The 24,625-nt window shown below is 59.9% G+C and carries 21 protein-coding genes; 17 read left to right on the forward strand and 4 right to left on the reverse strand.

The window, feature by feature from the left end; translation table 11 throughout:
- The first annotated feature begins 1 nt into the window (after position 1).
- From BMX59_RS23945 to BMX59_RS23965, 5 genes are read left to right on the forward strand one after another with little or no spacing between them, the layout of a single operon-like run.
- Positions 2–949, forward strand: a complete 948-nt coding sequence (locus BMX59_RS23945; RefSeq protein ID WP_093126469.1) for an ABC transporter permease — start codon at positions 2–4, stop codon at positions 947–949.
- A complete protein-coding gene (locus BMX59_RS23950; RefSeq protein ID WP_092247535.1) occupies positions 946–1,803 on the forward strand; it encodes an ABC transporter permease in 858 nt (285 codons plus the stop codon). The genes BMX59_RS23945 and BMX59_RS23950 overlap by 4 nt, the downstream gene beginning before the upstream one ends.
- On the forward strand, positions 1,800–2,756 hold the full coding sequence (locus tag BMX59_RS23955) for an ABC transporter ATP-binding protein (RefSeq protein ID WP_093126474.1): 957 nt from the start codon (positions 1,800–1,802) through the stop codon (positions 2,754–2,756). The genes BMX59_RS23950 and BMX59_RS23955 overlap by 4 nt, the downstream gene beginning before the upstream one ends.
- Positions 2,753–3,724 (forward strand): ABC transporter ATP-binding protein, encoded by a 972-nt coding sequence (locus BMX59_RS23960; RefSeq protein ID WP_093126476.1) that lies wholly within the window; start codon positions 2,753–2,755, stop codon positions 3,722–3,724. The genes BMX59_RS23955 and BMX59_RS23960 overlap by 4 nt, the downstream gene beginning before the upstream one ends.
- Positions 3,725–3,759: 35 nt before the next feature.
- Positions 3,760–5,274, forward strand: coding sequence for an ABC transporter substrate-binding protein (locus tag BMX59_RS23965; protein ID WP_092247541.1), 1,515 nt, complete (start codon positions 3,760–3,762; stop codon positions 5,272–5,274).
- A 128-nt stretch (positions 5,275–5,402) separates the two neighbouring features.
- Here BMX59_RS23965 and BMX59_RS23970 read toward each other — a convergent pair whose 3' ends face one another.
- The 4 genes from BMX59_RS23970 to BMX59_RS23985 all read right to left on the reverse strand — a co-directional run bounded on the left by BMX59_RS23970 (position 5,403) and on the right by BMX59_RS23985 (position 9,099).
- The gene (locus BMX59_RS23970; RefSeq protein ID WP_071489059.1) at positions 5,403–6,143 is read right to left on the reverse strand and encodes a YciK family oxidoreductase; all 741 of its coding nucleotides are present in this window, start codon (positions 6,141–6,143) and stop codon (positions 5,403–5,405) included.
- Between the two features lie 185 nt (positions 6,144–6,328).
- Complete coding sequence (mupP, locus tag BMX59_RS23975) at positions 6,329–7,000, reverse strand: N-acetylmuramic acid 6-phosphate phosphatase MupP (RefSeq protein ID WP_093126479.1); 672 nt, start codon at positions 6,998–7,000, stop codon at positions 6,329–6,331.
- A gap of 4 nt (positions 7,001–7,004) precedes the next feature.
- Complete coding sequence (gene ubiG, locus BMX59_RS23980) at positions 7,005–7,703, reverse strand: bifunctional 2-polyprenyl-6-hydroxyphenol methylase/3-demethylubiquinol 3-O-methyltransferase UbiG (RefSeq protein WP_071489061.1); 699 nt, start codon at positions 7,701–7,703, stop codon at positions 7,005–7,007.
- Between the two features lie 64 nt (positions 7,704–7,767).
- A complete protein-coding gene (locus tag BMX59_RS23985; RefSeq protein ID WP_093126483.1) occupies positions 7,768–9,099 on the reverse strand; it encodes a TRZ/ATZ family hydrolase in 1,332 nt (443 codons plus the stop codon).
- Positions 9,100–9,207: 108 nt separating this feature from the next.
- Here BMX59_RS23985 and mtnA point away from each other — a divergent pair, with 108 nt between their 5' ends.
- From mtnA to BMX59_RS24045, 12 genes are all read left to right on the forward strand, one after another.
- Positions 9,208–10,284 carry an S-methyl-5-thioribose-1-phosphate isomerase gene (gene mtnA, locus BMX59_RS23990; protein WP_093126488.1) on the forward strand — a complete coding sequence of 359 codons (1,077 nt, stop codon included), beginning with the start codon at positions 9,208–9,210 and terminating at the stop codon, positions 10,282–10,284.
- A gap of 303 nt (positions 10,285–10,587) precedes the next feature.
- Positions 10,588–13,242: a DNA gyrase subunit A gene (gene gyrA / locus BMX59_RS23995; RefSeq protein WP_010211963.1), complete on the forward strand. Its 2,655-nt coding sequence runs from the start codon at positions 10,588–10,590 to the stop codon at positions 13,240–13,242.
- A 216-nt stretch (positions 13,243–13,458) separates the two neighbouring features.
- Positions 13,459–14,544: a 3-phosphoserine/phosphohydroxythreonine transaminase gene (gene serC, locus BMX59_RS24000; RefSeq protein WP_093126493.1), complete on the forward strand. Its 1,086-nt coding sequence runs from the start codon at positions 13,459–13,461 to the stop codon at positions 14,542–14,544.
- The gene (gene pheA, locus BMX59_RS24005; RefSeq protein WP_003172650.1) at positions 14,544–15,638 is read left to right on the forward strand and encodes a prephenate dehydratase; all 1,095 of its coding nucleotides are present in this window, start codon (positions 14,544–14,546) and stop codon (positions 15,636–15,638) included. The genes serC and pheA overlap by 1 nt, the downstream gene beginning before the upstream one ends.
- A gap of 9 nt (positions 15,639–15,647) precedes the next feature.
- Positions 15,648–16,760, forward strand: coding sequence for a histidinol-phosphate transaminase (hisC, locus tag BMX59_RS24010; RefSeq protein WP_093126497.1), 1,113 nt, complete (start codon positions 15,648–15,650; stop codon positions 16,758–16,760).
- 28 nt (positions 16,761–16,788) lie between these two features.
- Positions 16,789–18,999, forward strand: coding sequence for a bifunctional prephenate dehydrogenase/3-phosphoshikimate 1-carboxyvinyltransferase (locus BMX59_RS24015; RefSeq protein ID WP_256572993.1), 2,211 nt, complete (start codon positions 16,789–16,791; stop codon positions 18,997–18,999).
- Entirely contained in the window at positions 18,996–19,685 is a 690-nt protein-coding gene (cmk, locus tag BMX59_RS24020) for a (d)CMP kinase (protein WP_003172653.1), read from the forward strand. The genes BMX59_RS24015 and cmk overlap by 4 nt, the downstream gene beginning before the upstream one ends.
- A gap of 119 nt (positions 19,686–19,804) precedes the next feature.
- Entirely contained in the window at positions 19,805–21,496 is a 1,692-nt protein-coding gene (rpsA, locus tag BMX59_RS24025) for a 30S ribosomal protein S1 (protein WP_071489067.1), read from the forward strand.
- A gap of 162 nt (positions 21,497–21,658) precedes the next feature.
- Positions 21,659–21,943, forward strand: a complete 285-nt coding sequence (locus tag BMX59_RS24030; RefSeq protein WP_071489068.1) for a hypothetical protein — start codon at positions 21,659–21,661, stop codon at positions 21,941–21,943.
- Positions 21,944–22,075: 132 nt separating this feature from the next.
- Positions 22,076–22,372, forward strand: a complete 297-nt coding sequence (gene ihfB / locus BMX59_RS24035) for an integration host factor subunit beta (RefSeq protein WP_003189779.1) — start codon at positions 22,076–22,078, stop codon at positions 22,370–22,372.
- Positions 22,373–22,396: 24 nt separating this feature from the next.
- Positions 22,397–22,639, forward strand: coding sequence for a lipopolysaccharide assembly protein LapA domain-containing protein (locus BMX59_RS24040; protein ID WP_093126506.1), 243 nt, complete (start codon positions 22,397–22,399; stop codon positions 22,637–22,639).
- A 424-nt stretch (positions 22,640–23,063) separates the two neighbouring features.
- Positions 23,064–24,413 carry a Wzz/FepE/Etk N-terminal domain-containing protein gene (locus tag BMX59_RS24045; RefSeq protein ID WP_093126511.1) on the forward strand — a complete coding sequence of 450 codons (1,350 nt, stop codon included), beginning with the start codon at positions 23,064–23,066 and terminating at the stop codon, positions 24,411–24,413.
- The last annotated feature ends 212 nt before the right edge of the window (positions 24,414–24,625 follow it).

Genomic DNA, 24,625 nt, shown 5'->3' on the forward strand with positions numbered 1-24,625 from the left:
GATGAACCTGGCGCGCTACCGTTTTGTGCTGTCCCGGCCGCTGCAGTTGCTGCCGGTGCTGTTTGGCATCAGCCTGATCACCTTTGTGCTGGTGCGCTCGATCCCTGGCGACCCGGCGCGCGCCTTGCTGGGCTCGCGCAGCACGCCGGATGCCTTGCTGAAGATCCGCGCCCAGTACGGCCTCGACCAGCCGTTGTGGCAGCAATACTTCTACTTCCTGAAAAACCTGCTCAAGGGCGACCTCGGCCAATCGCTGCTGTACAAGGTCGACGCCCTCAAGCTGATTGTCACGCGCATCGAGCCCACCCTGGTGCTGGTAATAGGCAGCGTGGTGCTGGCGCTGCTGATCGCGGTGCCGCTGGCGACCTGGGCCGCACGCAACAAGGGCGGCTGGGCGGACAACCTGATCCGCGTGTTCACCACGGTTGGCCTGGGCATGCCGGCGTTCTGGCTGGGCTTGATGCTGATCCTGTTGCTGAGTGTGCAGTGGGGCTTGTTTCCGGTGTCCGGCTACGGCCGCACCTGGCTGGACAAGGCGCATCACATGGTGCTGCCGTGCCTGACGATTGCCCTGGCGTTATCGGCGGTGCTGGTGCGCAACCTGCGGGCGAGCATGTTGATGGAGTTGCAGGCCGATCACGTGACCGCGGCCCGCGCCCGTGGGCTGTCGGAAACCGCCGTTTTTCGTCGGCATGTGTTGCCAAATTCTCTGGTGCCGGCGGTCAACCTGCTGGCGGTGAACATCGGCTGGCTGATCAGCGGCACGGTGGTGATCGAAAGCCTGTTCGCCATTCCCGGTATCGGCCAATTGCTGGTGCGCGGCATTTTCACCCGCGATTACATGGTGGTGCAGGGCGTGGCCATGGTGCTGGCCTGTGCGACGGTGGTGGTCAACTTCATCGCTGACGTGGTGACGGTGGCCCTCGACCCACGGGTGAAGATGCAATGAGCAGCCGCCCGTTGATTGCCCCGTGGCGCTTGCGTCTGCGTTTCGGTTTGCGCAATGGTCGGCTGACGGCGGCGTGGGGCCTGTTGATCCTGCTGGTGTGGCTGGCGCTTGCGCTGTTTGCGCCTTGGATTGCACCGTATGACCCGATTGCGCAGAACCCTGATTTCAGTTTGCTCGCTCCAAGCCTTATGCATCCGTTTGGCACGGATAACTACGGAAGAGACATCCTTTCGAGGGTGATCTGGGGCGCGCGCATCGACCTGCAACTGGCCATTGTCGGGGTGATCTTCCCTTTCATGATCGGCACCTTCATCGGTGCGGTCTCGGGCTATATCGGCGGGCGCTTCGACAGCGTTTGCATGCGCGTGATCGACGTGATCCTGGCGTTTCCCTTCCTGGTGCTGATGCTCGCGATCATGGCCATCCTCGGGCCGGGCTTGAAGAGTTTCTACATCGCCATGGCGCTGGTGGGCTGGGTGTCGTATGCGCGGCTGATCCGCTCGCAGATCCTGGTGCTCAAGGAAAGCGAGTTTGCCCTGGCCGCCAAGAGCCTGGGCTTTGGCCACGGGCGCATTCTGTTCCGGCATCTGCTGCCCAATGCGATGTTCGGCTCGATTGTGTTTTCCATGTCTGACGCGGTGCTGGTGCTGCTCAATGGCGCCGCCGTGAGCTATCTGGGCCTGGGCGTGCAACCGCCGACCGCCGAGTGGGGCACCATGGTGGCCGAGGGGCAGGCCTTTATCACCACGGCCTGGTGGATCTGCACCTTTCCGGGGCTGGCCATCGTGACCCTGGCCATGGGCTTCAGCCTGCTGGCCGATGGCGTGGCGCAAGTATTGGGGGACCGCTCATGAGCCTGCTGCAAGTGCGCGACCTCAGTGTCATCGCCAACAATGCGGGGCGCGATGTAACCCTGGTCGAGCGGGTGTCGTTCGATCTGGCCGAAGGCGAAATCCTCGGCCTGGTAGGGGAAAGCGGCTCGGGCAAGACCATGGCCTGCCGTGGCCTGATGCGCCTGTTGCCATCGCCCAGCCTGCGCGTGCAAGGCGGCTCGGTGCGGCTGGCCGGCCAGGACCTGTTGGCATTGGATGACGCTGGCATGCGCGCTGTGCGCGGCGGCCAACTGGGCATGATTTTCCAGAACCCCAGCAGCCACCTTGATCCGCTGATGCGTATCGGCGAGCAGATTGCCGAGGGCATCCGCCTGCATCAAGGTGCGTCGAAAAAAGACGCGCGATTGCAGGCCATCGACGTGTTGCGCCAGGTTGGCATCCCCGATCCCCAGGCGCGGGTCGACAACTACCCCCACGAGTTTTCCGGCGGCATGCGCCAGCGTGCAATGATCGCCGTGGCGCTGGGCTGCAACCCGAAAGTGCTGATCGCCGACGAACCCACCACCGCCCTGGATGTGACGGTGCAGGCGCAAATCCTGCGGCTGTTGATGGAATTGCGCGACCAGCGCGGCCTGTCGATCATCATGATTACCCATGATCTCGGCGTGGTGGCGCAAACCTGTGATTCCATCGCCGTGATGTACGCCGGGCGGCTGTGCGAGCACGGCAGCAAATACGACTTGCTGGCTCGACCGCAGCATCCCTACACCGCCGGCCTGATCGATTGCCAGCCCGCCCACAGCAGCGGTCACGCCTTGCTGCGCACGATCCCCGGGCAACCGCCGTTGCTGGATGCATTACCCGCCGGTTGCCGGTTCAACCCGCGTTGCCCGCAGGTTGGCGCGTTGTGCACCGAGGTGTTGCCGGAAGGTGCTCGGGTCGCCTGTCATTACCCGTTGGGAGCGCAGCCATGAGCCTGTTGCAGATCAAGGACCTTGAGGTGAAGTTTGCCGCCTCCGGCACCGGCGTGTTCGGGTTGAACAAGCAGTGGGTGAGGGCGGTGAACGGCGTGTCGCTGAACCTGGCGGCGGGTGAAACCCTGGGGCTGGTGGGTGAGTCGGGCAGCGGCAAAAGCACCCTGGGCCGCGCCATCCTGCACCTCAACCCGATCAGCGCCGGCCAGGTGTTGTTTGACGGCATCGACATGGCCCATGGCAGCGCCATCGACATCACTCGTCTGCGGCATGAAACCGCAATGATCTTCCAGGACCCGTACGCTGCATTGAACCCGCGCCACACCATCGGCGAAACCATTGCCGAGGTGCTGCGCGTGCAGCGCAAAGTCGCGCCAGAGCAGGTTGCAGCTCGTGTGAATGAACTGCTCGACCTGGTCGGCCTGCGCACCGAACTCGCCAGTCGCAAACCCGCCGCCCTCAGCGGTGGCCAGTGCCAGCGCGTCGGCATTGCCCGGGCGCTGGCGGTTGAGCCACGCCTGATCATCGCCGACGAGTGCGTGGCGGCGCTGGATGTGTCGATCCAGGGCCAGATCATCAACCTGCTGCTGGAACTGCAACAGCGCATGAACCTGGCGATCCTGTTTATCGCCCATGACCTGGCCATCGTGCGCCGATTGTGTGACCGCGTGGCGGTGATGTACCTGGGCAAGATCGTCGAGGAAGGACCGGTGGAGGCGGTCTTCACGGCGCCACGTCATCCGTACACGGCGGCGTTGATCCAGGCGATTCCCGAGATCGATCCGCATCGGCCATTGCCGACAGAACCCTTGCCGGGTGAACCACCGAGCCCACTGAATCTGCCCACAGGCTGCGCCTTTCACCCGCGTTGCCGGCATGCCCGCACCCTGTGTTCCGTGGTGTTGCCGCCGACCCATTTCCTGCACGAGCATCGGTACAGTTGCGTGCTTGAAGAACCTTTGCTTTGACCCATCCCTGCCATTCATGAACAAGGAGTTATGACATGCAATCGCGCCACTTGAAGTTGCTCGCCGCCGCCACACTGACCGCCTGGTCGCTGACCGCCGGTTTCGCCCAGGCCGCCGGTGTCCTGACCATCGGCTGCCGTGAAGACAGCACCACGTTCGACCCGATCAAAAGCGCGCAAAACCGCGACACCTGGGTCTTCGCCAACGTCTACGACACCCTGGTACGCGTGGACAACCTGGGCACCAAGATGGAGCCGGGCCTGGCCGAAAGCTGGGATATCTCCAAGGACGGCCTGACTTACACCTTCAAACTGCGTGACGCGAAGTTCTCCGATGGCTCGGCCATTACCGCCGACGATGCGGCATTCAGCCTGCTGCGTATCCGCGACAACAAGGCTTCGCTGTGGGCTGATCCGTTCAACTTGATCAACACGGCCAAGGCATCGGACCCGAAAACCCTGGTGGTCACGCTGAAAACTCCGGCCGTCGCCTTCCTCTCGCAACTGGCGTCGCCGACGGTGTCGATCCTGTCGGAAAAAGCCATGACCAAGATGGGCGAAGACGCCTACTCGGAAAACCCGGTGACGTCCGGCGCGTTTACCGTAGACGAGTGGCGCAAGGGCGATCGGGTGATCCTGAAGAAGAACCCGAACTTCTGGCAGGCCAGGAACGTGAGCCTGGATGGCGTGGAGTGGGTCTCCGTTACCGACGACAACACGCGCATGCGCATGGTGCAGAACAATGAGCTGGACACGGCGATCTTCGTACCGTTCTCGCGGGTTGAAGAGCTGAAGAAAGACAAGAACGTGGTGATCCACGCCGACCCTTCCACCCGTGAAGATCACCTGCTGATCAACCACGCCCACGGGTTGCTGGCCAAGCCGGAAGTGCGCCAGGCGCTGGACATGGCCATCGACAAACAATCGCTGGTGAAGACCGCCACCTATGGTCAGGGCACTGTGGCCTATTCCTACATTCCAAAGGGCTCGCTGTACCACTACGCCAACAACCTGCAGCGCCCGTATGACCCCACCGCCGCCAGGAAGCTGCTGGAGCAGGCCGGTGCGAAGGACTTGAAGCTCAACTACGTGGTCAACGCCGGCAACGAAGCCGACGAGCAGATTGCGGTGATCATCAAGGACCAGCTAGCCAAGGTCGGCGTAACCGCCAACCTGCAAAAAGTCGATCCGACCCAGAGCTGGCAGATGCTGGTGGACGGTGAGTACGATATTTCGGTGATGTACTGGACCAACGACATCCTCGACCCGGACCAGAAGACCACCTTCGTGCTGGGCCACGACACCAACCAGAACTACATGACCCGCTACAGGAATGACAAGGTCAAGGACCTGGTGGCCCAGGCACGGATCGAGGCCGACCCGGTCAAGCGTGAGCAGATGTATGTGGAATTGCAGAAACTGGCGAAACAGGATGTGAACTGGATCGACTTGTACTACAGCCCTTACATCAACATCTCACGTAAGAATGTGAGCAACTTCCTGCAGAACCCGTTAGGCCGCTTCACCCTTGAAGAAGTGGTGAAAAACTAAAGCACACTGCTGAAAAATGTGGGAGGGGGCTTGCCCCCGATTGCAGTGGATCAGTCAACAGATACAGTGACTGTCCTACCGCTATCGGGGGCAAGCCCCCTCCCACATTTGGTTTTACAATGTGCCGGTTATTGCGCGTCGAACGCCTGGCCGTTGATGCCGGCACTGTCCGGCCCCATCAGGTACAGGTACACCGGCATGATTTCTTCCGGAGCAGGCCGTTCCATCGGGTTTTCCCCTGGATACGCCTGGGCGCGCATGCTGGTGCGCGTGCCACCTGGGTTGATGCTGTTGGAGCGTACTGCTGCCACATCCTCAAGCTCATCGGCCAAGGTTTGCATCAAGCCTTCGGTCGCAAACTTCGACACGCCATAAGCGCCCCAGTAAGCCCGACCCTTGCGGCCGACGCTACTGGAGGTGAACACCACCGAGGCATCCTTCGACAGCTTGAGCAGCGGCAACAAAGTACTGGTCAGCATGAACATCGCGTTGACGTTCACGTGCATCACCCGCATGAAGTTCTCGCCGGACAACTGTTCGAGCGGCGTACGCGGGCCGATGATCGAGGCGTTGTGCAGCAGGCCGTCGAGGTGGCCGAATTCTTTCTCGATCATCGCCGCCAGCTCATCGTATTGATGGGGCAGGGCGGTCTCCAGGTTGAAGGGGATCACCACCGGCTGTGGTTGGCCTGCGGCTTCGATCTCGTCATATACCTGGGCAAGGTTGGCTTCGGTCTTGCCCAACAACAGCACGGTAGCGCCGTGGGCGGCGTAGGTTTTCGCCGCCGCCGCGCCAATCCCGCGACCGGCGCCGGTCACCAGGATGATTCGGCCTTTGAGCAGGTCTGGACGCGCGGAGTAATCAAACATAAATAGCCTCGATAAAATTCAGCAGCTTATGAACCCCAACTCTGAAAACACTGAAGATCCCCTGTGGGAGGGGGCTTGCCCCCGATGAGGGCCTATCAGTCATAGAGGTGCGGGCTGGCACACCGCTATCGGGCGCAAGCCCCCTCCCACATTGGATCTTCATAGAGGGTGGGGGCGTTGAGTAATCAGCAACTGCACAGTGCGCTATCCAGCACCTTGCGCAGTTCCAGCGGGTGATCCACCACCACATCGGCACCCCAATGGCGTGGGTTGTCGTCCGGGTGGATGTAGCCATAAGTGACCGCCGCCGTGCGGGTGCCGGCGTCGCGGCCGGACTCGATGTCGCGCAGGTCATCGCCCACGAACAGCACGCTGGCCGGGTCCAGGCCTAGCATCTTGCAGGCCAGGATCATCGGCTCCGGGTCCGGCTTGCTGTTTTTCACGTGGTCCGGGCAGATCAGCAGTGCCGAGCGTTCGGCCAGGCCGAGTTGCTGCATGATCGGCTCGGCAAAACGCAGGGGTTTGTTGGTGACCACGCCCCAGATCAGCTTGGCCTTCTCGATGTCTTCGAGCAGCTGCGCCATGCCGTCGAACAACTTGCTGTGGACCGCGCAGCCCTTGAGGTAGCGCTCGAGGAATTCCTGGCGCAGTTCTTCAAAGCCTGGGGATTCCGGGTCCATCGAGAAGGTCACCGCAACCATTGCCCGCGCACCGCCGGAGATTTCATCGCGGATGTGCTGGGGGTTGATCGGCGGCAGGTCGCGATCGGCGCGCATCGCCTGGCAGATCGCGATGAAGTCCGGCGCGGTATCCAGCAGGGTACCGTCCATATCGAAGAGAACCGCTCGCAACTTCACAGGCTCACTCCTCGCGCAGGGTCTGGATCATGTAGTTGACGTCAACATCGTTGGCCAGCTTGTAGTGCTTGGTCAGCGGGTTGTAGGTCAGGCCGATGATGTCCTTGACGGTCAGCCCGGCCTGGCGGCTCCACGCACCCAGCTCGGACGGACGGATGAATTTCTTGAAGTCATGGGTGCCGCGCGGCAGCAGCTTCATGATGTATTCGGCGCCGATGATCGCGAACAGGTAAGCCTTGGGGTTGCGGTTGATGGTGGAGAAGAACACCTGGCCGCCGGGCTTGACCATGCGGAAGCAGGCGCTGATCACCGAGGACGGGTCGGGCACGTGTTCCAGCATTTCCAGGCAGGTGACCACGTCGAACTGCTCGGGCATCTCTTCGGCCAGGGCTTCGGCGGTGATCTGGCGGTATTCCACGCTCACCCCGGACTCCAGTTGATGCAATTGGGCCACGGCCAAGGGCGCTTCGCCCATGTCGATGCCCATCACAGTCGCGCCGCGTTGGGCCATGGCTTCGCTGAGGATGCCGCCGCCGCAACCGACGTCCAGTACCTTTTTGCCGGCCAGGTTGACGCGTTCGTCAATCCAGTTGACCCGCAGCGGGTTGATGTCGTGCAAAGGCTTGAACTCGCTTTCGCGGTCCCACCAGCGGTGAGCCAGGGCTTCGAATTTGGCGATTTCGGCGTGGTCGACGTTGCTCATGGTGAATCCTCTGAATCTGATAAATCGGTTTGTCGGTCTTGAACGCCAGGGTTCAAGGCCGTCGTTATTCGCTGTGCCCGCTGATGCGTTGGCCCCAGGCGATGGCCGTGGCGGTCAACTGTTGTTCATCCATGCGGGTCAATTGCCGGTCGTCGAGCAATTGCTTGCCAGCGACCCAAAGGTGTTTCACGCAATCGCGTCCGGTGGCATATATAAGCTGTGAGACCGGATCATAGATCGGTTGTTGCGCCAGCCCCGACAGATCGAAAGCAACGATATCCGCCGCCTTGCCGACTTCCAGCGAGCCGATCTCGCTTTCCAGGCCCATGGCTCGCGCGCCATTGAGGGTGGCCATGCGCAGGGCGCGATGGGCATCGAGTGCGGTGGCCGAACCGGCGACGGCCTTTGCCAGCATCGCCGCCGTGCGCGTTTCGCCCAACAGGTCAAGGTCATTGTTGCTGGCGGCGCCATCGGTGCCGATGGCCACATTCACGCCAGCCTGCCACAGACGCTCCACCGGGCAAAAGCCGCTGGCCAGTTTCAGATTGGATTCCGGGCAATGGATGACGCTGGTGTTGCTTTCTACCAGCAAAGCCAGGTCGTCCTCGCTGATTTGGGTCATATGAACGGCCTGGAAGCGCGGGCCCAGCAGCCCCAGGCGACCCAGGCGCGCCAGCGGGCGCTCGCCGGTCTGCTCGACCGCTTGCTGCACTTCGAAGGCGGTTTCGTGAACATGCATATGGATCGCGGCGTCCAGCTCTTCTGCGATCACCCGGATTTTTTCCAGGTTGTCATCGCACACGGTGTAGGGCGCGTGGGGGCCGAAGGTGATCTTGATGCGCGGGTGGTGCTTGAGGTCGCCGAACAGCTCGACACCCTGGCGAATCGCCTCGTCGGCACTGCCGGCGCCGGGGATCGGGAAGTCGAGGATCGGAATCGCGATCTGTGCGCGCATGCCGCTGTTGTGCACGCAGTCGCTGGCGACCTTGGGGTAGAAGTACATGTCGGAGAAGCAGGTGATGCCGCCCTTGAGCTGTTCGGCGATGGCCAGGTCGGTACCGTCACGCACGAACGCTTCATCGACCCACTTGGCTTCGGCGGGCCAGATGTGTTTTTCCAGCCAGGTCATCAGCGGCAGGTCATCGGCCAGGCCGCGAAACAGGCTCATCGCCGCGTGCCCGTGGGCGTTGACCAGGCCGGGGCTGAGCAACATGCCCGGCAGTTCGCGGGTCTCCTTGGCGGTCAGCTTCAACGCCGCCTGGCGAGGGCCGATAAACGCAATGCGCCCATCGCGGATGCCCAGGCCGTGTTCCTTGAGCACCACGCCGGCGGGTTCGACAGGTACCAGCCAGGTCGGCAGCAACAGTAAGTCGAGCGGGGCGGCAGTGGCAGTCATCGCAGGCTTCTTCCCAGGCAGCTATAAAAGAAGGGCGAAGTATACCCGAGCGTCCTGGCTGGCGGATCGCTATAATCGGCGGCTTTGTTTATGAGTGCGGAGTAAGGGATGCGCGATCGACTGTTGGCAGCGGAGAAAGTGAAGGCCATCGATTGGCGTGATGGCGCACTGTACCTGCTTGATCAGCGTGCCTTGCCGTCCCGCGAAAGCTGGGTGGCCTGCGTGACGGTCGATGCAGTGGCTGCAGCCATTCGCTCGATGGTAGTGCGCGGTGCGCCGGCCATCGGCATCAGCGCCGCATATGGCCTGGTGCTGGCCGCCCGCGAGCGGATCGCCGAGGGCGGTGACTGGCAGGCAGCGTGGGAAGAAGACTACGCATTGTTAGCCGATGCCCGCCCCACCGCGTCGAACCTGTTCTGGGCCTTGAAGCGCATGCGTGACCGGCTCGACCGCGTCAAAAAGCACGCCGACCCTGTGGCGGTGCTGGAAGCGGAAGCCATCGCCATCCATGAGAGCGACCGCGAAGCCAACCTGACCATGGCCCAGCTGGGCGTCGAGCTGATCCGCAAGCACCAGGGCAACGCCCAGGCCATCCTCACCCACGGCAACGCTGGCGCCCTGGCGACCGGCGGTGTCGGTACGGCGCTCGGGGTGATTCGTGCGGCCTACCTCGAAGGCATGGTCGAGCAGGTCTACGCCAATGAAACCCGGCCCTGGCTGCAAGGCTCGCGGCTGACCGCCTGGGAGCTGGCGGGCGAGGGCATCCCGGTGACGGTGAATGCCGACTCGGCCGGTGCGCATATCCTCAAGACCAAAGGCGTGACCTGGGTGATTGTCGGCGCCGACTGCATTGCCGCCAACGGCGATGTGATCAGCAAGATCGGCACTTACCAGTTGGCCGTGTGTGCGATGCACCACGGCGTGCGTTTCATGGTGGTAGCGCCGAGTTCCACCCTGGACCTGATGATGGCCACTGGCGATGACGTTGCCCTGGAAGAGCGCGATGCCGGTGAGTTGCTGGAAGTCGCCGGCCAGCGCTTCGCGGCCGATGTGGCGGCCTTCAATCCGGTGTTCGACGTGACCCCGGCCGACCTGATCGATGTGATCGTGACCGAAAAAGGCGTGGTCGAACGGCCGGACACCGCCAAGCTGGCCAGGTTGATGTGTCGTAAGCGCTTGCATTAAGCCAATTTGCCCCCGAAATCGGGCTTGGTTCCAGCTCTGAGCCCCTCTCGTCGCCCTCAAGCCTGTCATCCGTCAACTTACTATGCTCCATGCGCATCAGGGGGATAGGTGCGTGGCGGCGATTGTGATAACATTCGGCGGTTTCCAGGGCTGCCCCGAGGGGTGGCCTATAACGTGCAGATCCGTGTCATAACTCGTTGATTTGTCGTAAGTCGTTGTCAGGCACTCTGCCGGCAGCGGCGAGCTTCGTTCGTCCCATATGGATGTGACGAGGTTTCACCCGAAAAAGGAATCAGGCTTCTCATGGGCGAACTGGCCAAAGAAATCCTCCCGGTCAATATCGAAGACGAGCTGAAACAGTCCTACCTCGACTACGCGATGAGCGTAATTGTCGGTCGGGCACTGCCTGATGCGCGCGATGGCTTGAAGCCCGTGCACCGGCGTGTGCTGTTCGCGATGAGCGAGCTGGGTAACGACTGGAACAAGCCGTACAAGAAATCTGCCCGTGTTGTCGGTGACGTGATCGGTAAGTATCACCCTCACGGCGACACTGCGGTGTACGACACCATCGTTCGGATGGCCCAGCCGTTTTCCCTGCGCTACCTGCTGGTAGACGGCCAGGGCAACTTCGGTTCGGTCGACGGCGACAACGCCGCGGCCATGCGATACACCGAAGTGCGCATGACCAAGCTGGCGCACGAGCTGCTGGCCGACCTGCATAAAGAAACCGTGGACTGGGTGCCGAACTACGACGGCACCGAAATGATCCCGGCCGTCATGCCGACCAAGATCCCCAACCTGCTGGTCAACGGTTCCAGCGGTATCGCCGTGGGCATGGCGACCAACATCCCGCCGCACAACCTCGGTGAAGTCATCGACGGTTGCCTGGCCCTCATCGACAACCCCGAGCTGACCGTCGATGAGCTGATGCAATACATCCCCGGCCCGGACTTCCCGACCGCCGCGATCATCAACGGTCGCGCCGGCATCATCGAAGCCTATCGCACCGGTCGCGGCCGCATTTACATGCGTGCCCGCTCGATCATCGAAGACATCGACAAGGTCGGTGGCCGCCAGCAGATCGTCATCACCGAGCTGCCGTACCAGCTGAACAAGGCACGTCTGATAGAGAAGATCGCCGAGCTGGTCAAAGAGAAGAAGCTCGAAGGCATCACCGAGCTGCGCGACGAGTCCGACAAAGACGGTATGCGCGTGGTGATCGAGCTGCGTCGTGGCGAAGTGCCTGAGGTGATCCTCAACAACCTTTACGCCCAGACCCAGCTGCAAAGCGTGTTCGGTATCAACGTGGTTGCACTGATCGATGGCCGCCCGCGCATTCTGAACCTCAAGGACCTGCTGGAAGCCTTCGTGCGTCACCGTCGCGAAGTGGTCACCCGCCGTACCGTGTTCGAACTGCGCAAGGCCCGCGAGCGCGGCCATATCCTGGAAGGCCAGGCAGTTGCGCTGTCGAACATCGACCCGGTGATCGCTCTGATCAAGGCCTCGCCAACCCCGTCGGAAGCCAAGGAAGCGTTGATCAGCACCCCTTGGGAATCCAGCGCCGTGGTGGCGATGGTTGAACGTGCCGGCGCCGACTCGTGCCGTCCGGAGACCCTGGACCCGCAATACGGTCTGCGTGAAGGCAAGTACTTCCTGTCGCCGGAACAGGCCCAGGCCATCCTGGAACTGCGCCTGCACCGCCTGACTGGCCTGGAGCACGAGAAGCTGCTGGCCGAGTACCAGGAGATCCTCAACCAGATCGGCGAGTTGATCCGCATCCTCAGCAGCGCCGTGCGCCTGATGGAAGTGATCCGCGAAGAACTGGAAGTGATCCGCGCCGAATATGGCGATGTGCGTCGCACCGAGATTCTCGATGCACGCCTCGACCTGACCCTGGGTGACATGATCCCGGAAGAGGAGCGCGTGGTGACCATCTCCCACGGTGGCTACGCCAAGACCCAGCCGCTGGCTGCGTACCAGGCTCAGCGTCGTGGTGGTAAAGGTAAATCGGCTACCGGCGTGAAGGATGAGGACTACATCGCTCACCTGCTGGTTGCCAACAGCCACACCACGCTGCTGCTGTTCTCCAGCAAGGGCAAGGTGTACTGGCTCAAGACCTACGAAATCCCGGAAGCGTCCCGTGCCGCCCGTGGTCGCCCACTGGTCAACCTGCTGCCGCTGGACAGTGATGAATACATCACCACCATGCTGCCGGTCGAGGAATACACCGAAGGTCACTTCATCTTCATGGCCACCGCCAAAGGCACCGTGAAGAAGACCCCGCTGGAATCCTTCAGCCGCCAGCGCAGCGTGGGCCTGATCGCCCTGGAGCTGGACGAAGGCGACGTGCTGATCTCCGCTGCCATCACCGACGGCGAGCGTGAAGTCATGCTGTTCTCCGACGGCGGTAAAGTAACGCGCTTCAAGGAATCCGACGTTCGTGCCATGGGCCGTACTGCCCGCGGTGTGCGCGGCATGCGCCTGCCGGAAGGGCAGAAGCTGATTTCGATGCTGATCCCGGAAGAAGGCAGCCAGATCCTCACCGCTTCCGAGCGTGGTTATGGCAAGCGCACCGCCATCAGCGAGTTCCCGGAGTACAAGCGTGGCGGCCAGGGCGTGATCGCCATGGTCAGCAACGACCGCAACGGCCGTCTGGTCGGTGCGGTGCAGGTGCTCGACGGCGAGGAAATCATGCTGATCTCCGACCAGGGCACCCTGGTACGTACCCGTGTGGCTGAAGTGTCGAGCCTGGGCCGTAACACCCAGGGCGTGACCCTGATCAAGCTGGCCAAGGACGAAAAACTGGTCGGCCTGGAGCGTGTCCAGGAGCCATCGGAAGTCGAAGGCGAAGAGCTGGAAGGCGAGGAGTTTGAAGGCGAGGTGATCGCAGCAGGCGATGACAACGTCGACGAGCCAACCCTCGACGCTGCCGCAGACGAAGAAGAACCGCAGGAATAAGCGGACACACAGGGGGCGGATGAAGATTCGCCCCCTTGTTGTTTGTCCCCTTAGAAACATGTGGGAGCTGGCTTGCCTGCAATGGCATCACCACGGTATCACTGACTTACCGAGGCGCCTGTATCGCAGGCAAGCCAGCTTCCACAACGGTCCGCTCCGGAAGCAGAGCGTTGCCGAACATGATTGCAGCCCCACCAGATCAGAGTGAGATTGGATGTGAGCAAGAGAGCCTATAACTTCTGTGCCGGTCCCGCGGCGCTTCCTGAAGCAGTCCTGCAGCGTGCGCAGGGTGAACTCCTCGACTGGCATGGAAAAGGCCTCTCCGTGATGGAAATGAGCCATCGCAGCGATGAGTTCGTGTCCATCGCCACCAAGGCCGAGCAGGATCTGCGCGACTTGCTGGACATCCCTTCCAACTACAAAGTGCTGTTCCTGCAGGGCGGCGCCAGCCAGCAATTCGCCCAGATCCCGCTGAACCTGCTGCCGGAAGACGGCACTGCCGACTATATCGACACTGGTATCTGGGGCCAGAAGGCAATTGAAGAGGCTTCCCGTTACGGTCACGTCAATGTGGCGGGCACCGCCAAGCCTTACGACTATTTCGCCATTCCGGGTCAGAACGAGTGGAAGTTGTCGAAGGACGCTGCCTACGTGCACTACGTGGCCAACGAAACCATTGGCGGCCTGGAGTTCGATTGGGTGCCGGAAGTGGGCGACGTGCCGCTGGTGTGCGACATGTCCTCGGACATCCTCTCGCGTCCTATCGACGTGTCCCGGTACGGCATGATCTACGCCGGTGCCCAGAAGAACATCGGCCCGAGCGGCATCCTGGTCAACATCATCCGCGAAGACCTGCTGGGTCGCGCCCGTTCGCTGTGCCCGACCATGCTCAACTACAAGGTCGCAGCCGATAACGGTTCGATGTACAACACCCCGCCGGCGTTCGCCTGGTACCTGTCCGGCCTGGTCTTCGAGTGGCTGAAAGAGCAGGGCGGTGTCGCTGCGATGGGCAAGCTCAACGAAGAGAAGAAGCGCGTCTTGTACGACTTCATCGACGCCAGCGGCCTGTACAGCAACCCGATCAACCTGATCGACCGCTCGTGGATGAACGTGCCGTTCCGCCTGGCTGACGACCGCCTGGACAAGCCGTTCCTGGCCGGTGCCGACGCGCGTGGCCTGCTGAACCTCAAGGGTCACCGCTCGGTGGGTGGCATGCGCGCCTCCATCTACAACGCCGTCGACATCCACGCGATCAACGCGCTGGTTGCCTACATGGCAGAGTTCGAAAAGGAACACGGCTAATGTCTGAGCAAGAACTCAAGGCCCTGCGTGTACGCATCGACAGCCTGGACGAGAAAGTCCTGGAGCTGATCAGTGAGCGCGCGCGGTGCGCCCAGGAAGTGGCAAGGGTGAAGATGGCGTCCCTGGCCGAAGGCGAAGTGCCGGTGTTCTATCGGCCCGAGCGTGAAGCCCAGGTGCTCAAGCGTGTGATGGAGCGCAACAAGGGCCCGCTGGGCAACGAAGAGATGGCGCGGTTGTTCCGTGAAATCATGTCCTCGTGCCTGGCGCTGGAGCAGCCGCTGAAAGTGGCCTACCTCGGCCCGGAAGGCACCTTTACCCAGGCGGCGGCCATGAAGCACTTCGGCCACGCGGTGATCAGCAAGCCAATGGCAGCGATCGACGAAGTGTTCCGTGAAGTGGCGGCCGGTGCGGTGAACTTTGGCGTGGTGCCGGTGGAAAACTCCACCGAAGGCGCGGTCAATCACACGCTGGACAGCTTCCTCGAACACGACATGGTGATCTGTGGCGAAGTCGAGCTGCGCATCCACCACCACCTGCTGGTGGGTGAGAACACCAAGACCGACAGCATCAGTCGCATCTACTCCCACGCCCAGTCGCTGGCCCAGTGCCGCAAGTGGCTGGATGCGCATTACCCGAATGTCGAGCGCGTGGCGGTCTCCAGCAACGCCGAAGCCGCCAAGCGGGTCAAGGGTGAGTGGAATTCGGCAGCCATCGCTGGCGATATGGCGGCGGGTCTGTACGGCCTGACGCGCCTGGCCGAGAAAATCGAGGACCGCCCGGACAACTCCACGCGCTTCCTGATGATCGGCAGCCAGGAAGTACCGCCGACCGGTGACGACAAGACCTCCATCATCGTGTCCATGAGCAACAAGCCCGGCGCACTGCATGAGCTGCTGGTGCCGTTCCACGACAACGGGATTGACCTGACGCGCATCGAGACTCGTCCTTCGCGCAGCGGTAAATGGACTTATGTGTTCTTTATCGACTTCATCGGCCATCACCGCGACCCACTGGTCAAGGGCGTGCTCGAGAAAATCAGTCAGGAAGCCGTGGCACTCAAGGTGCTGGGCTCTTACCCGAAAGCGGTTTTGTGAGGCTTTAACATGAGTGGCAACTTCCTCGCCCTGGCGCAGCCGGGCGTGCAACAACTGTCGCCTTACGTTCCGGGCAAGCCTGTGGACGAGCTGGCGCGTGAGTTGAACCTGGATCCTTCGAAAATCGTCAAGCTGGCGAGCAACGAGAACCCGCTGGGCCCTAGCCCCAAAGTCCTGGCGGCGATCCGTGAAGAGCTGGCTGAGCTGACCCGGTATCCGGACGGCAACGGCTTCGCGCTCAAGTCGTTGCTGGCGGAAAAATGCCGCGTCGAGCTGAACCAGGTGACCCTGGGCAACGGTTCCAACGACATTCTCGAGCTGGTCGGCCGTGCCTACCTGGCGCCGGGCTTGAACGCTGTGTTCAGTGAGCACGCCTTCGCGGTCTATCCGATCGTGACCCAGGCCGTCGGTGCCGATGCGCGCATCATTCCGGCGAAGGATTGGGGCCATGACCTGCCGGCCATGCTGGCAGCCATCGATGCCCGGACCCGCGTGGTGTTCATCGCCAACCCGAACAACCCGACCGGCACCTGGTTCGACGCCCAGGCGCTGAACGACTTCCTGCAAGACGTGCCCAAGCACGTGCTGGTGGTGCTGGACGAGGCCTACATCGAGTACGCCGAAGGCAGTGACCTGCCGAACGGCCTCGATTTCCTGGCCGCGTACCCGAACCTGCTGGTGTCGCGCACCTTCTCCAAGGCTTACGGCCTGGCATCGCTGCGCGTGGGCTACGGCCTGTCCACTGCGGTGGTTGCCGATGTGCTGAACCGCGTGCGCCAGCCGTTCAACGTCAACAGCCTGGCTCTGGCAGCGGCCTGTGCGGCGGTGAAGGATACCGAGTACCTGGAGCAAAGTCGTCGTATCAACGAAAGCGGCATGCTGCAGTTGCAGGAAGGCTTCCGCGAGCTGGGCCTGGGCTGGGTTCCGTCCAAGGGTAATTTCATCTGCGTCGACCTCGGTCAGGTGGCCGCTCCGGTATTCCAGGGCTTGTTGCGTGAAGGTGTGATCGTGCGTCCGGTGGCCAACTACGGCATGCCGAACCACCTGCGCATCACCATCGGTCTGCCGGCTGAAAACAGTCGCTTCCTGGAGGCGCTGGCCAAGGTTCTGGCTCGTGGTTGATGTCACTGCATTGCAACCTGCTGTGCCTATGATCGGTCGCCTGGTGGTGGTCGGCCTGGGGTTGATCGGCGGCTCCTTCGCCAAAGGCCTGCGTGAAAGCGGGCTGTGTGGCGAAGTGGTCGGTGTGGACCTGGACCCGCAATCGCGCCAGTTGGCGGTCGAGTTGGGCGTGGTGGATCGCTGTGAAGCGGACCTGGCGCTCGCCTGCCGGGGCGCGGATGTGATCCAGCTGGCCGTGCCGATCCTGGCCATGGAGAAATTGCTCGCCGTGTTGGCGGGCATGGACCTGGGCCAGGCGATCCTGACGGACGTCGGCAGTGCCAAAGGTAATGTGGTGCGCGCGGCGCAGCAGGCGTTTGGTGGCATGCCGACGCGCTTCGTGCCGGGTCATCCGATTGCCGGTTCGGAGCAAAGCGGGGTGGAGGCGTCGAATGCGCAGCTGTTCCGTCGTCACAAGGTGATCCTGACGCCGCTTGCGCAAACCGATCCGGCGGCGCTGGCGGTGGTCGATCGCCTGTGGCGCGAGTTGGGTGCGGATGTCGAGCACATGCAGGTCGAGCGTCACGACGAAGTGCTGGCCGCGACCAGCCATCTGCCGCATTTGCTGGCGTTTGGCCTGGTGGATTCTTTGGCCAAGCGCAACGAGAACCTCGAGATTTTCCGTTACGCCGCCGGTGGCTTCCGCGACTTCACGCGGATTGCCGGCAGCGACCCGGTGATGTGGCACGACATCTTCCTCGCCAATCGCGAAGCGGTGTTGCGCACCCTGGACACCTTCCGCAGCGACCTCGACGCCTTGCGCGATGCGGTCGAAGCCGGGGATGGCCATCAATTATTGGGTGTGTTCACCCGTGCGCGGGTGGCGCGTGAGCATTTCAGCAAGATCCTGGCACGCCGGGCGTATATGGAAACCGCTGTGAACGCTGATGACCTGACCTTCCTCGCCAACCCGGGCGGCCGCTTGAGCGGAAGCATTCGGGTGCCGGGCGACAAGTCGATTTCTCATCGGTCGATCATGCTCGGTTCGTTGGCTGAGGGTGTGACGGAAGTCGAAGGTTTCCTCGAAGGCGAGGACGCCCTGGCGACTCTGCAGGCGTTTCGCGACATGGGCGTGGTGATTGAAGGGCCGCACCATGGGCGCGTGACCATCCACGGCGTGGGGCTGCATGGTTTGAAGCCCGCACCGGGGCCGATTTACCTCGGCAACTCGGGCACCTCCATGCGCCTGCTGTCCGGTTTGCTGGCTGCGCAGAGCTTCGACAGCGTGCTGACGGGCGACGCTTCCCTGTCCAAGCGTCCGATGAATCGCGTGGCCAAGCCGTTGCGGGAAATGGGCGCGGTGATCGGGACCGGCCCGGAAGGGCGTCCGCCCCTGACTATCCGGGGTGGTCAGGTGCTCAAAGGTTTCGATTATTCGATGCCGATGGCCAGTGCGCAGGTTAAATCCTGCCTGTTGCTGGCCGGGCTTTACGCCGAGGGCAAGACCTCGGTGACCGAGCCTGCGCCGACCCGTGATCATACCGAGCGCATGTTGCGCGGTTTTGGATATCCGGTTGATGTGGTAGGGGGCAAGGCGTCGGTTGAGTCGGGCCATGCGTTGGCTGCAACACATATTGAAGTGCCGGGGGATATTTCCTCTTCGGCGTTTTTCCTGGTGGCGGCTTCGATTGCCGAAGGCTCCGAGTTGTTGCTGGAGCACGTGGGTGTCAACCCGACCCGCACCGGCGTGATCGACATTCTGCGGCTGATGGGGGCGGACATTACCTTGGAAAATCCGCGTGAAGTGGGTGGCGAGCCGGTGGCTGACCTGCGCGTACGTGCCGCGGCGTTGAAAGGTATTGAAATTCCCGAGGCACTGGTGCCTTTGGCGATCGACGAGTTCCCGGTGCTGTTCGTTGCGGCGGCCTGTGCCGAAGGGCGGACCGTGTTGCGCGGCGCCGAAGAGCTGCGCGTGAAGGAATCCGACCGTATTCAGGTCATGGCCAATGGTCTGCTGGCACTGGGCGTGACGTGTGAACCGACCCCTGATGGGATTATCATTGACGGTGGCCCGATGGGTGGCGGTGACGTACATGCCCATGGCGATCACCGGATTGCCATGGCATTCAGCGTGGCTTCCCTACGGGCGGCGGCGCCGATTCGTATCCGTGACTGCGCCAATGTTGCTACGTCTTTTCCGAACTTTCTTACACTGTGTGCCCAAGTCGGCATCCGTGTTGCCCAAGAGGCTCAATTGTGAATATCAAAGCACCGGTGATTACCATCGACGGGCCAAGCGGCTCGGGCAAAGGCACGATCGCCGGCATCCTGGCCAAGCGCCTGGGCTGGTGCCTGCTGGATTCCGGCGCGCTGTACCGCCTGCTGGCATTCGCCGCACGCAACCATGGCGTCGACCTGACCAACGAAGAATCCCTGAAGCTGCTGGCGGCGCACCTCGATGTACAGTTCGTCGGCGCGACGGAAGGGCATCCCCAGCGCATCATCCTTGAAGGGGACGATGTGACCGATGACCTGCGCAATGAGCAAGTTGGCTCCTGGGCCTCCCAGGTTGCCGCGCTGCCAGCGGTGCGGGACGCATTGTTGCAGCGCCAGCGGGCTTTCCAGGAGCCGCCGGGCCTGGTGGCCGATGGCCGCGATATGGGAACCGTGGTGTTTCCCGAGGCGCCATTGAAGATTTTCCTGACCGCCAGCGCCGAGGAGCGGGCTCGCCGCCGCTACTTGCAGTTGAAGGGCAAAGTCGATGGTGTTAGTCTGTCGAGTCTGCTAGATGAGATCCGTGCACGCGATGAGCGTGATACCCAGCGCGCAGTAGCCCCGCTCAAGCCGGCGGCTGATGCCATACAGCTGGATTCCACGGAGCTGTCCATCGAGCAGGTGCTGGAACGCATCTTGAGCGAGATCGCCATTCGCGATATCGCCGGGTGACCAAGAAGGCTGCAGGGGACCAGTCATAGTCCTGTGGTGCTTCTTTTAATTGAAACTGACCCACACCGTCTGGGGTGTGGAGATGGGCGTATTCTTCGCCCTTATCAACAGGAATTAAAATGAGCGAAAGCTTTGCGGAACTCTTTGAAGAAAGCCTAAAAACCCTGAACCTTCAGGCAGGCTCCATCATCACCGGTGTTATCGTTGATATCGATTACCAAGCTCGCTGGGTAACCGTTCACGCTGGTCTGAAGTCTGAAGCTCTGATCCCGCTGGAACAGTTCTACAACGATGCTGGTGATCTGACAATCAATGTCGGTGACGAAGTTCACGTTGCTCTGGACTCGGTTGAAGACGGTTTCGGTGAAACCAAGCTGTCCCGTGAAAAAGCCAAGCGCGCTGAATGCTGGATTGTTCTCGAAGCAGCCTTCGCAGCTGAAGAAGTGGTCAAGGGCGTTATCAACGGTAAGGTTAAAGGCGGCTTCACTGTCGACGTTAACGGCATCCGTGCGTTCCTGCCAGGTTCTTTGGTCGACGTTCGTCCAGTGCGCGACACCACGCACCTGGAAGGCAAAGAACTTGAATTCAAGGTCATCAAGCTCGACCAGAAGCGCAACAACGTTGTCGTTTCCCGTCGCAGCGTCCTGGAAGCAGAGAACTCCGCCGAGCGTGAAGCTCTGCTGGAATCCCTGCAGGAAGGCCAACAAGTCAAAGGTATCGTCAAAAACCTCACCGACTACGGCGCATTCGTCGATCTGGGTGGCGTGGATGGCCTGCTGCACATTACCGACATGGCTTGGAAGCGTATCAAGCATCCTTCCGAAATCGTCAACGTTGGCGACGAGATCGATGTCAAGGTTCTAAAATACGATCGCGAGCGCAACCGTGTTTCCCTGGGCCTGAAGCAACTGGGTGAAGATCCATGGGTTGCTATCAAAGCCCGTTACCCAGAAGGCACTCGCGTAACCGCGCGTGTTACCAACCTGACCGACTACGGCTGCTTCGCTGAGCTGGAAGAAGGCGTGGAAGGCCTGGTACACGTTTCCGAAATGGACTGGACCAACAAGAACATCCACCCTTCGAAAGTCGTACAGGTCGGCGACGAAGTGGAAGTTATGGTTCTGGACATCGACGAAGAGCGTCGTCGTATCTCCCTGGGCATCAAGCAGTGCAAATCTAACCCATGGGAAGATTTCTCTGGCCAGTTCAACAAGGGCGATAAAATCTCCGGCACCATCAAGTCGATCACCGATTTCGGTATCTTCATTGGTCTGGACGGCGGCATCGACGGCCTGGTTCACCTGTCCGACATCTCCTGGAACGAAGTGGGCGAAGAAGCTGTTCGTCGTTTCAAGAAGGGCGACGAGTTGGACACCGTTATCCTGTCGGTTGACCCAGAGCGCGAGCGTATCTCCCTGGGTATCAAGCAACTGGAAAGCGACCCGTTCTCTGAATACGTTCAGGACAACGACAAAGGCGCAATCGTTAAAGGCATCGTGAAGGAAGTTGACGCTAAAGGCGCCATCATCACTCTGGCCGACGATATCGAAGCGACTCTGAAAGCCTCCGAAATCAGCCGTGACCGCGTTGAAGACGCGCGTAACGTTCTGAAAGAAGGCCAGGAAGTAGAAGCCAAGATCATCAGCGTTGACCGCAAGAGCCGTGTAATCCAGCTCTCCATCAAGTCGAAAGACGATGCTGAAGAGAAAGAAGCCATCCAGAGCTTGAAAGACAAGCCTTCGGATAGCATCGCTGCTGGTCCTACCACTCTGGGCGACCTGTTGCGTGCACAAATGGAAAAACAGAACTAAGTTCTGTCAGACCATAAAAAAGGGCGACTTCGGTCGCCCTTTTTTGTGCCTGAAATTCGTTGAATCAACAACCTAGAACCAAGGCATACAGCTCAGTGTCAGAACTCACTATAGTCTTAAGAAAAATGCGGTTCTTGTGTTGTTGTTTCAGTAAGGATTTGAATGAACAGGCTTATCGTAATACTTGCAATGATAGTGCTCGCCGGTTGCTCCTCCACCAGCGCTAAAACCCACGCCAAGCGCGGCGTCAGCGGCATTGAGATCGATTGCTCGGGCCTTGGCAATCGCTGGGAGAAGTGCGAGAGGCGCGCTGCCCGTGAGTGCAAGATGCAGGGCTATAAGGTGATCACCAGGTCCAGCGACGCCAAGGACGAAGAGGGTGACTATCTGTTCGGTTGGAACCCTGCCGGCGCTGTAACCCGCACTATGCTGGTCATCTGTAATTGAGGTCGGAATACGCCTATAGCCGGTTGCCACCTATCCTGCGGATAAGTTGTTCGGTGGGCTGTTCAAATTCATCAAGTCATGCTAAAACCTTCGAAGCGCTTTTCCTAGCTGCTTGAAAAAGAAGGGAAAAATATGACGAAGTCGGAGTTGATCGAACGAATTGTCACCCATCAAGGGCTGCTCTCATCCAAGGATGTCGAGCTGGCTATCAAGACCATGCTTGAGCAAATGTCCCAGTGCCTGGCGACCGGGGATCGGATTGAGATCCGTGGGTTTGGCAGTTTCTCTCTGCACTATCGTGCGCCCCGTGTAGGCCGTAATCCTAAAACCGGCCAGTCCGTCAGCCTGGACGGTAAGTTCGTTCCCCACTTCAAACCGGGCAAGGAATTGCGCGACCGGGTGAACGAAGAAGAGGAAGAGGGCGTCTGAGTTTTTTTGGGGTAGGAGAAGGTTATGCGCGGAGTTAAACGCGTTGTTGTGGTGCTGACGGTGCTGGTGGTTTCGCTAGTGGTGTTGGCGTTTGTGCTGGAGAATCAGCAGGGCGTGTCTCTCTCATTCCTAGGGATGGCGACTGGGCCGCTGCCGGTGTCGGTATTTGTGATCGTGGCGTTGATTCTCGGTATGCTGATAGGGCCGTTGTTAGGTGTGCTGGTGCGCACTAGGCGTCATGGGTCGGTCCCAGCAGGGCGCGCCTAAGGGACTCTCTCTCTTTAAACCGCGTGAGCGCACGTTTAGCAGCCGTTCGTCAGAAAACTGCCTTGATATGGCGCATCGGTTTTGCCTTTGTCCTGTAATGATGCGGTCATCCTCGAGTAGTTCCCATCCCCGGATTCATTGAGTCTAACTCGACAATTCGGAATTTCCTTTGCGCTTTCAGATTTTTCAGACATGGCCTCTGGCGGGTTAACGTGCCTGTTTGGGAAAAATCTGACGGCTCTGTCAAGACTTGTAATATGTCAGAGAGATGGCAAAATGAAATCTGTTCTCGATAACGGGCATTTTGTGTGCTCAAAATTTGGCAGAGACGCTGGGTTTTGGCGGTCATATAACTAAAATAAAAAACACATGAAATAGTCTGCATAACGAGCCCGCAGTTTCTCTTTGAAGGCAGGTTTTTGTTGTGAGTAGTAATTTTCGTACCCCCCCAACTCCCCCTGCGGATGAAATTGACCTATACGCCCTTTTCCTGTCTGTATGGCGGCAGAAGTTTATAGTCTGCACAGTAGCGTTGATCGTGACATTGCTTTCGGGTGTCTATGCCTTCACGATCACTCCTGAATATAAGGTATCTAGTATCCTGCGCCCTGCTGCCATTAATGAACTTGATGCTTTAAATCGATCAAAAATTTATGAACTTTCGCCAAAAGACGCTCTGACTAAAGTTGGTGCTGCTCTGGAATCTTATGACACCCGGCTCAGCTTCTTTCGTGCCAATCAAAACATATTTCAATCATTCGAAAAACCAGGGCGGACGTTGGAGCAAAGCTTTGAAGAGTTTAATCGAAATTCATTCGTAATTGTTTTTCCGGATTCAAATAAGAAAGATATTATAAGTTCTTATATAAAAGTTGAAATGAGTTACCCCGAGGGGGTTGATGGGGTGGCTATTCTCAATGGCTTTGTTAATTATGCTATATCAAGTGCGCGTGGTCAGGTAGCCGCAGATCTAGGTGTGATTGTAAGGAACCGTCTAGGCGAATTGGATGGAAGATTGGCTGCCGCACGATCCAGTTATGCCGGGAGAAAGGAGGCAGAAATTGCTTCGCTATCGGAGTCGGACTTCCTGAAAAAAGCTCAGCTTCAAGATGAGCTGAAGGCGCTTAGGGCTGAACTCAAGACCCGTCGGAATGATCGCATAGAACAGCTTGCTGAGGCGATTGGTATCGCCAAGTCTTTGAACATCCTAAGGCCTACGACACCTTCCTCTATGGAGGAGTCTCGGCGTAATACGGCATCGAGTGTCATGCGAACAGAAATTAATAGTCAGCAAACCCCGCTATACTTTATGGGGGTTGAGGCTCTGGAGGCAGAACGGCAAGTGCTGTTGCGACGCAAGTCCGATGACTTCAGCGAAGGGCGTGTTGCTCAGATTGCCAGAGAGCTTCAATTGCTTCAGTTCAATCGCCAAATTGAAATGCTAAACAGCCGTCAGAATGAAGATCTTTTTCTCGATGGTGTTGAGCCACTTAGAGCAGAAGTTGCGCGACTGCGGAATCTGAATGTCAACATGGACTTTTTGAAATTGGTGGTTTTAGATAAAGAGGCGTTGGAGCCTTTAGGTCCAGTTTCTCCAAATAAAACCATCATCGTTGCTTCAGGACTTCTTCTCGGAGTGATCCTTGGAGTAATCGCTGCTTTTATTTACACTCTAATTTCGAGGCGTCTTGTCGAAAAAGAATTACAAATTTCGCCTGGCGCAGCAGTTGCTGTTCCGCGGGCGTTCAGCCAAAACTACGAAAAGGTACAATGATGAGCTTGGTACAGGACTTCAAGGGTATTGTGGCTGGGATTGCCTCCTGATCGTTTTGGTCAAGAGCAGATCCAGTGGTCAGTGTTAGCGATTCCGAAAGTCAGCCAGTTTTACATTCATCTCCGGTTGGGCGAAGGGTGGGGCGTTCCCCCACCCTAAGTAGAGCTTGCAGCAGCTGTCGTTTGATGATCGGGACTCAAGCAAATGCTTTG

It is taken from the genome of Pseudomonas sp. NFR09, assembly GCF_900111535.1.
Taxonomy (GTDB): Bacteria; Pseudomonadota; Gammaproteobacteria; order Pseudomonadales; family Pseudomonadaceae; genus Aquipseudomonas; species Aquipseudomonas extremorientalis.

Coding starts and splice junctions, on each gene's coding strand:
- BMX59_RS23985 (WP_093126483.1), bottom strand. CDS start 9,099: ATGACTGCCACTGCCGCCCCGCTCGACTTACTGTTGCTGCCGACCTGG.
- BMX59_RS23970 (WP_071489059.1), bottom strand. CDS start 6,143: ATGTTTGATTACTCCGCGCGTCCAGACCTGCTCAAAGGCCGAATCATC.
- rpsA (WP_071489067.1), top strand. CDS start 19,805: ATGAGCGAAAGCTTTGCGGAACTCTTTGAAGAAAGCCTAAAAACCCTG.
- gyrA (WP_010211963.1), top strand. CDS start 10,588: ATGGGCGAACTGGCCAAAGAAATCCTCCCGGTCAATATCGAAGACGAG.
- ubiG (WP_071489061.1), bottom strand. CDS start 7,703: ATGAGCAACGTCGACCACGCCGAAATCGCCAAATTCGAAGCCCTGGCT.
- BMX59_RS23950 (WP_092247535.1), top strand. CDS start 946: ATGAGCAGCCGCCCGTTGATTGCCCCGTGGCGCTTGCGTCTGCGTTTC.
- BMX59_RS23960 (WP_093126476.1), top strand. CDS start 2,753: ATGAGCCTGTTGCAGATCAAGGACCTTGAGGTGAAGTTTGCCGCCTCC.
- BMX59_RS24015 (WP_256572993.1), top strand. CDS start 16,789: ATGATCGGTCGCCTGGTGGTGGTCGGCCTGGGGTTGATCGGCGGCTCC.
- BMX59_RS23945 (WP_093126469.1), top strand. CDS start 2: ATGAACCTGGCGCGCTACCGTTTTGTGCTGTCCCGGCCGCTGCAGTTG.
- BMX59_RS23955 (WP_093126474.1), top strand. CDS start 1,800: ATGAGCCTGCTGCAAGTGCGCGACCTCAGTGTCATCGCCAACAATGCG.
- pheA (WP_003172650.1), top strand. CDS start 14,544: ATGTCTGAGCAAGAACTCAAGGCCCTGCGTGTACGCATCGACAGCCTG.
- mtnA (WP_093126488.1), top strand. CDS start 9,208: ATGCGCGATCGACTGTTGGCAGCGGAGAAAGTGAAGGCCATCGATTGG.
- BMX59_RS24030 (WP_071489068.1), top strand. CDS start 21,659: ATGAACAGGCTTATCGTAATACTTGCAATGATAGTGCTCGCCGGTTGC.
- hisC (WP_093126497.1), top strand. CDS start 15,648: ATGAGTGGCAACTTCCTCGCCCTGGCGCAGCCGGGCGTGCAACAACTG.
- BMX59_RS23965 (WP_092247541.1), top strand. CDS start 3,760: ATGCAATCGCGCCACTTGAAGTTGCTCGCCGCCGCCACACTGACCGCC.
- BMX59_RS24040 (WP_093126506.1), top strand. CDS start 22,397: ATGCGCGGAGTTAAACGCGTTGTTGTGGTGCTGACGGTGCTGGTGGTT.
- ihfB (WP_003189779.1), top strand. CDS start 22,076: ATGACGAAGTCGGAGTTGATCGAACGAATTGTCACCCATCAAGGGCTG.